An 11048-nucleotide genomic window follows, 5' to 3' on the forward strand; every position below is an offset into this window, starting at 1 on the left:
AGGGAAGCGGCCCGGGTCGTGCCGGGCTCGCGAGGGAGCCGGCCGGAAGGAGAGGCACGTGTTCACGGCCTACGTGATCGTCACCGTCGTCGCCATCGCGGCGAACGCCGGGATCGCCGTCGCGGACCTGGCGCGGGCCCGGTTCGTCCTCGCCAACTCCGCCGAGGTGGGCGTCCCCCCGGCGTGGATTCCAGGGCTCGCCGCGCTCAAGGCCGCCGGAGCCGCCGGGCTTCTCATCGGCCTCCTGGGCGTCCGGCCGCTCGGCGTGGCCGCCGCGGTCGGTCTCGTCCTCTTCTTCGTCGGCGCCGTGGCCGCGCACGTTCGCACGCGGGTCTGGCACAACATCGCGTTCCCCATCGGCTACCTGGGCGTGAACGCAGCCGCGCTCCTCCTGGCCGCGGGGGCACTGTCTTGAACTTTTTGGGCCTTGCGTACTCGGTGAGCTCATTTGAGCGGCTGGAGGACGATTCGGTTCGAAAGTTCACGTGATGGGGGGAGGGGTGGGCCTACGCGGCGCTGTGCCCCGCCGCCCGGGCCTCACGGCAGTCGCGGCAGTGGCCCGGTCGCGGGGCGCGGAAGGCTCGGTCGCAGTCGTCGCAGGTCTGGAGGGGGTCGGGGCGGGCGGCGGGGGCCGAGTGCCTCGGCGCGGGCAGGACCGGGGGAAGACCGTCGGTGAGTCGGCGCTCCAGAAAGGCCGCCGGGTGGCGGATCGGCTCCTGGGGCAGGCAGGTCGTCAGGGCCCGTTCCACGGCGTCCGCGGGGACGCCGCGCTCCAGCCAGACAGTGACGGACGGCGCGAGCCGACGAACGTCCCGTTCGGTGAGCAGCAGCCGGGAGTCACTGACGCGAAGGCCGACGAGCAGATCGGTGGCCGGGTTCCGGTCGAGCAGGCCGGTGGCCGGGGAACGGTCGAGCAGGCCGGCCACCGGGGAACGGTCCAACACGTCGGCCACCGGCAACGGGTCCGACACCTCGACCACCCGGGCTCGGCCGGTCACCGGCGCCGGTACCCGCCCGGTCGGAGACGCCGGTACCCGCCCGGTCGGAGACGCCGGTACCCGCCCGGTCGGGGATGCCGGTACCCGCCCGGTCGGGGATGCCGGTACCCGGCCGGTCTCCGCCGCCAGGGCGACAGCCTCCTCCGCAGCCGGCCGGGCAGGCGGCAGCCTCCTCCGCAGCCGGCCGGGCAGGCGGCAGCGGCAGCGCGGCCGCCGGCAGCGCGCCGGGCTTGTTGCGGGAAACCGTCCGGGTCACGACTCGCCCCGTTGGAAGACGCTCCTTGGTACGTGCGAGGTACCCGTGTTCCTCCAGCTCCCGCAGGGCCGCGGCGATACGGACCTCGCCCTCGGGGAACTTGCCCGCCAGTGTCTTGATCCCGACGGATGCCCCGGCGGGCAGCGACTGGATGTGGACCGCCAGACCGATCGCCGCCAGGGACAGCTCGGGGTGCTGGAGGAGGTGGTTCCCGACCACGGTGAAGTTCTCGTGGTGGGCGTGGTTCTCGTGCTCGACACCGCCCGGGTAACGGCCGGACGAGGGGCGCGCGGGCGCGCTAGGGTTCTGCTCAGTCATCGGGAAGCCTCATTCTTCCTGGGTGATCAGGCCCTCGCAGTGGGATGGCAGTCCCGGCGGGGGCCGAATCATGTCTGGGGTTGCTGCGGCTGACGCTGCACCACGAACGTCCCTCCGCGCCAGCCGAGTTGGCCAGATTCACCCCGGAGGGTGATCGACGGGGGCGGTAGGGGCGGGTTGGTTCTTTCCCCGGTTCTTTGGTTCTTGGCGTCGCGCGTCACCGGGTCACAACCGGCCACGACCCGGTGACAACTCGGCCCAGACCGTCTTCCCGTGGGCCGGTGCCTCGTCGACGCCCCAGCGATCCGCGTACGCCGCCACGACGAGCAGTCCGCGCCCGCCTTCCACGTCGTCGGCGACCGGGTCGGGGATACACGGAACCCGGTCACCCCGGGGCGTCGGTCACCTCGACACGGAGAGTGCCGTCGGCACGCAGTCGCAGCGCCAGCCGGAAGTCCCGCCCCGGCACCCGCCCATGCAGTACGGCGTTGGCCGCCAGCTCGGCCACGACCTGCGCCGCCTCCGCCGACGGCACGCCCCAGTCGTCGAGTTGCCGCTCCGCGAGCAGCCGCGCGAGCCGGGCACCTCTGCGCCTCGCGGACAACTGGAAAGGAAGGCCTTGTAGAGGTGATCTGCTCGTCCAATTTCGCATTCACGTCACCCAGAGTGGCCGCCTGTCCCTACTCGAACAGCAGCGGCCACAGCACCGAGCGTGACTGTCCGGGTGCGCGTGGTGGTCGTACGGTTCGTACGCCGGGAGGGGAAGACATGGAGGACGAGGAGGCCGCGGCCGTGCTCAAGGCGGTCGGCAGGCAGATCAAGATGTGGCGCGAGGCCGCCGGGATGCGGCAGGCGGAACTCGGTGCCGCCATCGGGTACGGCGAGGACATGGTCTCGTCGGTCGAGCGCGGCCGCCGGGTACCGAAGCCGGACTTCCTGGACAAGGCCGACGAATTACTGGGCGCGGGCGGAAAGCTCTCGACCATGAAGGAGGACGTGGAGAAGGCCCGTTACCCGAAGAAGGTGCGGGACCTGACCAAACTGGAGGAGGAGGCGGCCGAGTTGGGCGCCTACGCAAGCCTTCAGATTCACGGATTGCTGCAGACACCGGAATACGCACAGGCTCTGTACGAGACGCGGCGGCCCGCGTACACGGAGGATGAGATCGAGCGACACGTTGCCGCCCGAATGGCACGGAAGGCCGTGTTCGAGCGGGTGCCGAGGCCAATGATCACCTTCGTTCAGGAGGAAGTGGCACTGCGGCGTCCGGTAGGCGGCGGTACGGTGCTGCGCCGACAGCTTGAACACCTTTTGGAGTTCAGCCAGATGAGGCACGTCGACATCCAGGTGATGCCGACGGACCGGGAAGATCACGCGGGCCTGAGCGGTTCGTTCCGAGTGCTGAAACTCCGCAACGGCACGACACTCGGATACACGGCGGCCCAGCTGCACGGTCGAGTGATCAGCGAACCTCGGGAGGTACTGACCTTGGAGATGCGCCATGGAATGATCCGGGCACAGGCGCTCTCACCTCGCGAGTCGCGGGACTTCATCGAGAAGGTATGGGGAGAACAGGCATGACCTCTGCGCTGGAATGGTTCAAGAGCAGCTACAGCGGCAGCGACGAGCCCGACTGCGTCGAGATCGCCACAGCCTCCTCCGACGCCACTGTCCACGTCCGCGACTCCAAGAACAGGTCGGGCGCCCGACTGGCGTTCACAGACGCCTCCTGGGCTGACTTCGTCGCATTCACCCGCAGGCCGGCGTAGCCGTTCAGCGACGAAGGGACTCACGCCAGGCGTCGGCCAGCGCGTCGAGGTCCCTGCGCCGCTCGTTCCTCAGGTCACGTGCCTCGCTGGTTCGGGGGTCCAGGACGTATCCGAGAGGGCTGACGTGACGCCGGAAGCCGACGCTCTCCCACAACGCCGTGATCTTCTCACCGGCCTGCCGATACTCCTCTTCGGCCATGGGGAGGTCCGGAAACTCCGTAATATGGGTGGCCGTGATGACGGCACTACAGCCGTCGGCCAGGGCCCAGATGGCCTCGGAGGCGAGGACCGGCCCCAGGCCGAACCCCCTCCAGGCCTTGTCCAGCCGTATGTCGAAGAGGACGAGCAGGTCGCCGTCGGAGGACGTCATGGCGTCCCGGAACTCCTCACGGTAGCCGCCCCCGGCCAGATCGTAGACGCCGAGGACCAGGTTGGAGAGGCCCGTGTCGTAGCTCTCCGCGTCGGAGAACGGGAAAGGGCTGAACCTGTCGTCCATCCGCATGCGGAAGAGCCTCATCGAACCGATGTCGTCCTGCGCGGTCTTCGCCGCCGACCACTTCGCCCGGTGCAGGAAGCGGTTCGCCCGGATGGACACGTCCCACTCGTCGAGGCCGTTCTCGTCCCCCTCCGAGCCGACGAAGTGCCAGGAGCGGTACTCCAGGTTCAAACGGCACGGATCGCCCGGCAGATCGTCGATGGAACGCTTCAAAGAGATCACGTTCCCGGACCCTACCTACTAAGAACGTTCCGGGCTTCGGGATAGTGCTGCCATGACCACATCCCCTCGCGCGCTCTCTCTCGCGGCCACCGTGCTGACCGCGGTCCTCGCCCTCTACATCGCCCTCGTCGCCTTCGGGAACATCACCGATTTCGGCACCAACCGGGACTTCGTACGTCATGTCCTCGCGATGGACACGACCTTCAAGGACGACGACCTGATGTGGCGGGCGATCACCAGCAAGGGCGTTCAGGACGCCGCCTACGTCGCGATCATCGTGTGGGAGACGGTGGCCGCACTGGTGCTGATCTACGCGACCTGGCTGTGGATACGCCGCGACCACGCGCCCGCACGGCGCATGACCACCTACGGCACGCTCATGCTGATGCTGCTCTTCGGGGCCGGGTTCATCGGCATCGGCGGGGAGTGGTTCGCGATGTGGCAGTCGGCTGACTGGAACGGGCTGGAAGCGGCGACCCGGGTCTTCCTGCTCAGCGGGGTCGTGCTGATCGTCGCGCACCTGCCGTTCGGACAGGAGGACGCTAGCCGACGACCGTGACCTTCGTGCCGGTCGTCGCGAACGCCCAGACCGCCGAGCCGTCGGCCTTCTGCAACCGTATGCCGCCCGTCTTCGCACCGGAGGCGGGCGGAGGCGGCGAGGAGCCGTCGACGGCGTTGGAGAAGGCGACCGAGACGCCGTCCTCCTGGGCGAAGTAGACGATCTGCTCGATCCGCACACCGTCCGAGCCGGTCGTGGCCCCCTTGCTGCGGGTGCCGACCGTGTAGGTGCCCGGGTCGGGGCTGACCGTGCCCGGCCACACGGTGAACGTCCGCCGCGCGGCGTCGCTCGCGTCGACCAGCCAGACCCGCTTCTGGTCGAGCGAGTACACGATGCGGCGTCCGGTGCCGGAGCCGTCCGGTACCCGGGCCGGCGCGGTCTGCTTCGGCGTCGGCCGCGCGTCCGCCGACACCGAAGGGCTCGGCTTGGCGACCGAGGCGGTGGGGTGGGGGCCCTGGTCCGCCTGTACGGCCAGGACGGTCACCGCCGCGATCGCCCCCACGGTCAGGCCGGAGATCCAGGCCCACGAGGGAAGTCGGGCTGGCACGGGCACGCATCTCCTCAGCTACGAGAACCCCGACACACCGGGGGCCCGATCATCGTACTGCGGGCGGCCCGTGCCCCTGCCGCTGCCCGGGATTCAGTCCAGTACCGGCAGCAGCTCCGGCAGGTGGCCGTCCGACGCCGTCGCCGCCAGCTGCCGCTCCCGCGGCACCTCGCCGTACAGCGTCGTCCGGGGCTTCGCCGGTCGGCCCGCCGCGTCCGCGACCGCGATCAGGTCCTTGACCGACTTGTACGAGCCGTACGACGAGCCCGCCATGCGGGAGATCGTCTCCTCCATCAGCGTGCCGCCGAGGTCGTTGGCGCCGGAGCGGAGCATCTCCGCCGCACCCTCCGTGCCCAGTTTCACCCAGCTCGTCTGGATGTTGGGGATGTGCGGGTGGAGGAGGAGGCGGGCCATCGCCGTGACCGCGCGGTTGTCGCGCATGGAGGGACCCGGCCGCGCGATGCCCGCCAGGTACACCGGCGCGTTGGTGTGGATGAAGGGGAGCGTCACGAACTCCGTGAAGCCGCCCGTGCGCTGCTGGATGCCGGCGAGGGTGCGCAGGTGGCCCAGCCAGTGGCGGGGCTGGTCGACGTGGCCGTACATCATGGTGGAGGAGGAGCGGATGCCCAGCTCGTGCGCGGTCTCGACGACCTCGATCCACGTCGCCGTCGGCAGCTTGCCCTTGGTCAGGATCCAGCGGACCTCGTCGTCGAGGATCTCCGCCGCCGTGCCCGGGATCGAGTCCAGGCCCGCCTCCTTCGCCGCGCTCAGCCACTCGCGGACGGACATCCCGGTGCGGGTCGCGCCGTTGACGACCTCCATGGGCGAGAAGGCGTGCACGTGCATGCCGGGGACGCGTTCCTTGACGGCCTTCGCGATGTCGAAGTACGCCGTGCCCGGCAGGTCCGGGTGGATGCCGCCCTGCATGCAGACCTCGACCGCGCCCACGTCCCAGGCCTGCTGCGCGCGGTCGGCGACCTGCTCCAGGGACAGCGTGTACGCGTCGGCGTCCGTGCGGCGCTGGGCGAAGGCGCAGAAGCGGCAGCCGGTGTAGCAGACGTTGGTGAAGTTGATGTTCCGGGTGACGATGTACGTGACGTCGTCGCCCGAGACGGACTTCCGCACGTCGTCGGCCACCTCGCACAGGGCGTCCAGCGCCGGGCCGTCGGCGTGCAGCAGGGCGAGGGCCTCGTCGTCCGTGAGCTTCGTCGGGTCGTCGGCCGCCGTGGCCAGGGCGGCGCGTACGTCGGTGTCGATGCGCTCCGGGGCCATGCCGGGGGCGGCGGCCTCGCGCAGGGCGCCCCAGTCGCCGTACACCTCGTCGAAGTCGTCGCGGCGGTCCAACGTACGGCCCTCGGTGTCGATGGTCGCGTGCAGGTCGGTGCGGCCGGTCGCGGTGAACGCCTCGTCCGGCTCCTGCCACGGGTGGCCCTCGACCTTCGCGTCCTCGCGGGCCAGCCCCGTCGCCGGGTCGGCGAGGGCCGCGACGTGCGGGCGCAGGCGCGGGTCCAGCCAGGGTTCGCCGCGCCGCACGAACTCCGGGTACACGCAGAGACGTTCACGCAGTTCGAAGCCGGCCGTGCGGGACTTGGCGGCGAGTTCGTCGATCTGCGGCCAGGGGCGCTCGGGGTTGACGTGGTCGATGGTGAGCGGGGAGACCCCGCCCCAGTCGTCGATGCCGGCGCCGATCAGGCGCTCGTACTCCGAGTCCACCAGGTTGGGCGGGGCCTGGAGACAGGCGGACGGGCCCATGATGAGGCGGGCGACGGCCACCGTGGCGACCAGCTCGTCCAGTTCCGCGTCCGGCATGCCGCGCATCGCGGTGTCCGGCTTGGCGCGGAAGTTCTGGATGATCAGCTCCTGGATGCCGTGGTAGGCGCGGGAGACCTTGCGGAGGGCGAACAGCGACTCGGCGCGCTCCTCGTAGGTCTCGCCGATGCCGATGAGGACACCGGAGGTGAAGGGGACCGAGGAGCGGCCGGCGTCCTCCAGGACGCGCAGGCGTACGGCCGGTTCCTTGTCCGGGGAGCCGTGGTGGGGGCCGCCGGGCTCGGACCACAGGCGGGTCGCGGTGGTCTCCAGCATCATGCCCATGGACGGCGCCACGGGCTTGAGCCGCTGGAAGTCCGTCCAGGTCATGACGCCGGGGTTGAGGTGCGGGAGGAGACCCGTCTCCTCCAGGATGCGGATCGAGACGGCGCGGACGTAGGCGATCGTGTCGTCGTAGCCGTGCGCGTCGAGCCACTCGCGCGCCTGGGGCCAGCGGTCCTCGGGCTTGTCGCCGAGGGTGATCAGCGCTTCCTTGCAGCCGAGGGCGGCGCCGCGCCGGGCGATGTCGAGGACCTCGTCGGGGGACATGAACATCCCGTGGCCCTCGCGGCGCAGCTTGCCGGGGACGGTGACGAAGGTGCAGTAGTGGCACTTGTCCCGGCACAGCCGGGTCAGCGGGATGAAGACGCTCTTCGAGTACGTGATGACGCCGGCGCGCCCGGCGGCCTCCAGGCCCGCGTCCCGGACCCGGGCGGCGGACGCGGTGAGCGCGTCGAGGTGCTCGCCGCGGGCCTGGAGCAGCACCGCGGCCTCGGACACGTCGAGGGCGACGCCGTCCCGCGCGCGTTTGAGGGCGCGGCGCAGGGAGTTCTCGGTCGGGCCGGCCGGGCCGGTGCGGCCGGTGTGGCCGGTCGGACCGGTCGGGCCGGTCGGGCCGGAGGAGCCGGTTCCGGGGGTCTCGGAAGTCGTCATCCTTCGAGCATACGAGCGGGGTGATCAATAGGGTGGGGCCCGTCGCACCGGCCCGCCTCGCGGCCCCGGTCGCCACCGCGCGGTCTGCCGCTCCCCCACCGCGCGGTTTCTCGCTCTCAATCCGCCGACCCCCTTTTCTTGCACGGGAGTTCACGGCTCAATACGAGGGTTGCACGCACCACCCCTGCACCACCGATGTCATGTCACTGACGACGCAGAAGACACATGGGAGCAGCAGCATGTGCGAGGACGACCACGCCGGGATCGGCAGACGCGCGGTGTTCGTGACGGGAGCCGCCGCGGCGCTTACGTTGGGAAGCGTGAGCTTCGCCTCGGCGGCACCCCGGGAGCAGCGGAAGAGGACGGTGCGCGGCACCCTGCCCGTCGGCTCGCCCGATTTCGTGTACATCCCCGTCGAGGTCCCGGCGGGTGTCCGGGAGATCCACGTCGCCTACACCTACGAGCGCCCCGCCGTCCCGGCCGGCACCGCGGGCAACGCCCTCGACATCGGCCTCTTCGACGACCGCGGCACCGACCTCGGGGGCCGGGGTTTCAGGGGCTGGTCGGGCGGGGCGCGCACGGAGTTCTTCGTACGCGCGGACGACGCGACCCCCGGCTACATCCCCGGGCCGGTGCGGGCGGGCGTGTGGCACATCGCGCTCGGCCCGTACACGGTGGCTCCGCAGGGACTGCCGTACGAGATCACGGTCACGCTGACGTACGGGGAGCAGGGCGAGACCGTACGGCCGGTGTATCCGCCCGAGCGCGCCAAGGGGCGGGGCCGTGCCTGGTACCGGGGCGACTGCCACCTGCACTCCGTGTACTCCGACGGCCGCTACACCCTCGCCGAGATCGCGGCGCTCGCGCGCGCGGCCGGCCTGGACTTCATCAACTCCTCCGAGCACAACACGCACGCGGCGCACGCGCACTGGGCGCCGGAGGCCGGGGACGACCTGCTGATCATGCTCGGCGAGGAGGTGACGACCCGCAACGGCCACGTCGTCGCCCTCGGCACCGACCCCGGCACCTTCGTCGACTGGCGCTACCGGGCCCGCGACAACCGCTTCGGCCGTTTCGCCCGGCAGATCCGCCGCGCCGGCGGCCTGGTCGTCCCGGCCCACCCGCACGCCACCTGCATCGGCTGCAACTGGAAGTTCGGGTTCGGGGAGGCGGACGCGGTCGAGGTGTGGAACGGGGCCTACACGCCCGACGACGAGGTGGCGCTGGCCGACTGGGACGGCATGCTGGTCGCCGCCGTGCGGGACGGGCGCGGCGGACGGGGCGGCGGGGACTGGATCCCGGCGATGGGCAGCAGCGACTCCCACCGCTCCCCGGACCCGATCGGGCGCCCGCAGACCGTCGTCCTCGCCGACGACCTGACGCGGGAGGCGATCCAGGAGGGCATCCGGGCCGGGCGGTCGTACGTCGCCGAGTCGGCGAAGGTGTCGCTGGCCTTCACCGCGTCCGGCGGCCGGGGCGAGCACGCCGGCATCGGCGAGCGGCTGCGCGTGGACGACGACACCCCGGTCACCGTCCGCCTGGAGGTGACGGGCGCCCCGCGCTGCACGGTCCGGTTCGTCACGGACCAGGGCGTGCTGTTCACCAGCGCCCCGCTGCCCGTGTCCGGTTCGGACGTCGTGGAGTGGCGGACGACCGCGTCGTACGCGGCGTACGTACGGGCGGAACTGCGCCACGAGGCGGCGGCGGGACCGCTGCCGGGGGCACTGGCGGCGTTCACCAACCCGATTTTCCTGGGGCGTTAGCCTCCCCGCCGTGCGCGACCAGGTCCGCGACGACCGCCGCGTGGTCGGAGGGCCACACGCCGTCCACGGGGCCGTCGCCCGCCCGCCTCGCGGCACGTACGCGGCCGAGGCCGCCCGGACCGGGAGGGCCCACGTGGACGTAGTCGATCCGGGCGCCCGGCACCGGCCCGTCGGGGATGTACGGGTTGGCCCCGTCCCAGGTGGCGGACGGGGCAGCCGGGTCGGCGTACTCCCAGGCGTCCTGGAGCCGTCCCGCACGCAGGAGGCGTACCTCCGGCGACCGGGGGGTGGCGTTGAAGTCCCCGGTGACGACGGGCGGGAAGGCGGTGCCGCGGCGGTGTCCGGCGACGAAGTCCGCCAGGGCGGCGGCCTGTTCGCGGCGCACCGCCGAGGCGTGGCCGCCCGAGTTCAGGTGGGCGGTGAAGAACGGGACCTGGTGGCCGGGCGCGTCCAGGCGGGCGTAGAGCGCGAGGCGTCCGTCGTCGATCTCCTCGGGGGCGGGCAGCCGCAGCGCGGCCCGCTCCACGACGGGCCAGCGGCTGAGTACCGCGGTGCCGATACCGACCGTGTCGTCCCCGATCCGCCGCTGCCACCGCTCGGGGGCCTCGGAGGCGGACCAGGCGCAGTGCAGGCCGAGCTCGCCGGCCAGCCACTCGGCGAGGTTCGCGCCGTCGTCGGCGGCCCACACCTCCTGGAGGCCGACGACGTCCGGCCGCAGCTCCCGCAGTACGGAGAGGATCGCCTTCTGACGGTCGGCCCACGGCCCGAACCGCCACCACAGATTCCAGGTCACGACCCGCACACCGCACCACCCGTTTCTTGACCCTGTCCTCACTTTCCCCCTGAGGTTTTCCGTGGAACATGGAGGCACACGAGACGGGAGCGTGAACGAACGATGTCGATGTCGTCCAACGCCGGAAGACCGCCGTTCGCCGAGCGGAAGTACCGGGCGGTCACAGCCGTCCAGCGCCGCCTCAACGCCGTCCTGCGCCGCCTGCCCACCCAGACCCTGCTGGAGACCACCGGCCGCGTCTCCGGCCTGCCCCGCCGCACGCCGGTGGGCGGCCGCCTGGTGGGAGACTCCTTCTGGCTGGTGTCGGAGTTCGGTGAGCGGTCCCAGTACGTCCGCAACATCCGGGCCGATCCGCGGGTACGGGTACGGGTCCGGGGCCGCTGGCACACGGGAACGGCGCACCCCCTGCCCGACGACGACCCGGTCGCCCGCCTGCGGCGCCTCCCCCGGTTCAACAGCCTCGCGGTGCGGGCCATGGGGGTGGGCAAGGGGCTGCTGACGGTGCGGGTGGACCTGGAGAGGTGAGGAGCCAGGTGAGGGACCTGTGATCGGTGTCTCCCACGGCTGACGAGGTCGGCATGAACA

The 11048-nt window shown here is 71.5% G+C and carries 11 protein-coding genes and 2 pseudogenes; 6 read left to right on the forward strand and 7 right to left on the reverse strand.

Annotated elements, in window-relative coordinates; translation table 11 throughout:
- The first annotated feature begins 58 nt into the window (after positions 1-58).
- Entirely contained in the window at positions 59-415 is a 357-nt protein-coding gene (locus tag ACZ7G3_RS21045) for a DoxX family protein (RefSeq protein WP_470927453.1), read from the forward strand.
- A 91-nt stretch (positions 416-506) separates the two neighbouring features.
- Here ACZ7G3_RS21045 and ACZ7G3_RS21050 read toward each other — a convergent pair whose 3' ends face one another.
- The 3 genes and pseudogenes from ACZ7G3_RS21050 to ACZ7G3_RS21060 all read right to left on the reverse strand — a co-directional run bounded on the left by ACZ7G3_RS21050 (position 507) and on the right by ACZ7G3_RS21060 (position 2224).
- Positions 507-998: a hypothetical protein gene (locus ACZ7G3_RS21050; protein WP_470927708.1), complete on the reverse strand. Its 492-nt coding sequence runs from the start codon at positions 996-998 to the stop codon at positions 507-509.
- Between the two features lie 172 nt (positions 999-1170).
- Positions 1171-1572 (reverse strand): annotated as a pseudogene (locus ACZ7G3_RS21055) (helix-turn-helix domain-containing protein); the annotation flags it as partial.
- Positions 1573-1797: 225 nt separating this feature from the next.
- Positions 1798-2224: pseudogene (locus ACZ7G3_RS21060) on the reverse strand (ATP-binding protein).
- 116 nt (positions 2225-2340) lie between these two features.
- On the opposite strand from ACZ7G3_RS21060, the gene ACZ7G3_RS21065 reads away from it, so the two are divergent.
- On the forward strand, positions 2341-3153 hold the full coding sequence (locus ACZ7G3_RS21065; protein ID WP_470927455.1) for a helix-turn-helix domain-containing protein: 813 nt from the start codon (positions 2341-2343) through the stop codon (positions 3151-3153).
- Positions 3150-3341, forward strand: a complete 192-nt coding sequence (locus ACZ7G3_RS21070; protein WP_470927456.1) for a DUF397 domain-containing protein — start codon at positions 3150-3152, stop codon at positions 3339-3341. The genes ACZ7G3_RS21065 and ACZ7G3_RS21070 overlap by 4 nt, the downstream gene beginning before the upstream one ends.
- A 4-nt stretch (positions 3342-3345) precedes the next feature.
- Here ACZ7G3_RS21070 and ACZ7G3_RS21075 read toward each other — a convergent pair whose 3' ends face one another.
- On the reverse strand, positions 3346-4059 hold the full coding sequence (locus ACZ7G3_RS21075) for a hypothetical protein (RefSeq protein ID WP_470927458.1): 714 nt from the start codon (positions 4057-4059) through the stop codon (positions 3346-3348).
- A 52-nt stretch (positions 4060-4111) separates the two neighbouring features.
- Here ACZ7G3_RS21075 and ACZ7G3_RS21080 point away from each other — a divergent pair, with 52 nt between their 5' ends.
- On the forward strand, positions 4112-4618 hold the full coding sequence (locus ACZ7G3_RS21080; RefSeq protein ID WP_470927460.1) for a DUF2165 domain-containing protein: 507 nt from the start codon (positions 4112-4114) through the stop codon (positions 4616-4618).
- Here the strand turns inward: ACZ7G3_RS21080 and ACZ7G3_RS21085 are convergent.
- Positions 4602-5165: a hypothetical protein gene (locus ACZ7G3_RS21085; protein ID WP_426596732.1), complete on the reverse strand. Its 564-nt coding sequence runs from the start codon at positions 5163-5165 to the stop codon at positions 4602-4604. The genes ACZ7G3_RS21080 and ACZ7G3_RS21085 overlap by 17 nt on opposite strands.
- 93 nt (positions 5166-5258) lie before the next feature.
- Positions 5259-7907, reverse strand: coding sequence for a bifunctional FO biosynthesis protein CofGH (locus ACZ7G3_RS21090; RefSeq protein ID WP_470927462.1), 2649 nt, complete (start codon positions 7905-7907; stop codon positions 5259-5261).
- Between the two features lie 239 nt (positions 7908-8146).
- Between ACZ7G3_RS21090 and ACZ7G3_RS21095 the strand changes: the two genes are divergently transcribed.
- Positions 8147-9670: a CehA/McbA family metallohydrolase gene (locus ACZ7G3_RS21095; protein WP_426596907.1), complete on the forward strand. Its 1524-nt coding sequence runs from the start codon at positions 8147-8149 to the stop codon at positions 9668-9670.
- Here the strand turns inward: ACZ7G3_RS21095 and ACZ7G3_RS21100 are convergent.
- A complete protein-coding gene (locus tag ACZ7G3_RS21100; RefSeq protein ID WP_470927464.1) occupies positions 9642-10472 on the reverse strand; it encodes an endonuclease/exonuclease/phosphatase family protein in 831 nt (276 codons plus the stop codon). The genes ACZ7G3_RS21095 and ACZ7G3_RS21100 overlap by 29 nt on opposite strands.
- A 99-nt stretch (positions 10473-10571) precedes the next feature.
- Between ACZ7G3_RS21100 and ACZ7G3_RS21105 the strand changes: the two genes are divergently transcribed.
- On the forward strand, positions 10572-10988 hold the full coding sequence (locus ACZ7G3_RS21105; protein WP_470927466.1) for a nitroreductase/quinone reductase family protein: 417 nt from the start codon (positions 10572-10574) through the stop codon (positions 10986-10988).
- Positions 10989-11048 lie beyond the last annotated feature (60 nt).

This window comes from Streptomyces sp. NPDC037271 (genome assembly GCF_055603605.1).

What these genes read in the sequence shown, in the direction of transcription:
- ACZ7G3_RS21065 (WP_470927455.1), top strand. Translation starts at nt 2,341, where the DNA reads ATGGAGGACGAGGAGGCCGCGGCCGTGCTCAAGGCGGTCGGCAGGCAG.
- ACZ7G3_RS21105 (WP_470927466.1), top strand. Translation starts at nt 10,572, where the DNA reads ATGTCGTCCAACGCCGGAAGACCGCCGTTCGCCGAGCGGAAGTACCGG.
- ACZ7G3_RS21080 (WP_470927460.1), top strand. Translation starts at nt 4,112, where the DNA reads ATGACCACATCCCCTCGCGCGCTCTCTCTCGCGGCCACCGTGCTGACC.
- ACZ7G3_RS21095 (WP_426596907.1), top strand. Translation starts at nt 8,147, where the DNA reads ATGTGCGAGGACGACCACGCCGGGATCGGCAGACGCGCGGTGTTCGTG.
- ACZ7G3_RS21070 (WP_470927456.1), top strand. Translation starts at nt 3,150, where the DNA reads ATGACCTCTGCGCTGGAATGGTTCAAGAGCAGCTACAGCGGCAGCGAC.
- ACZ7G3_RS21090 (WP_470927462.1), bottom strand. Translation starts at nt 7,907, where the DNA reads ATGACGACTTCCGAGACCCCCGGAACCGGCTCCTCCGGCCCGACCGGC.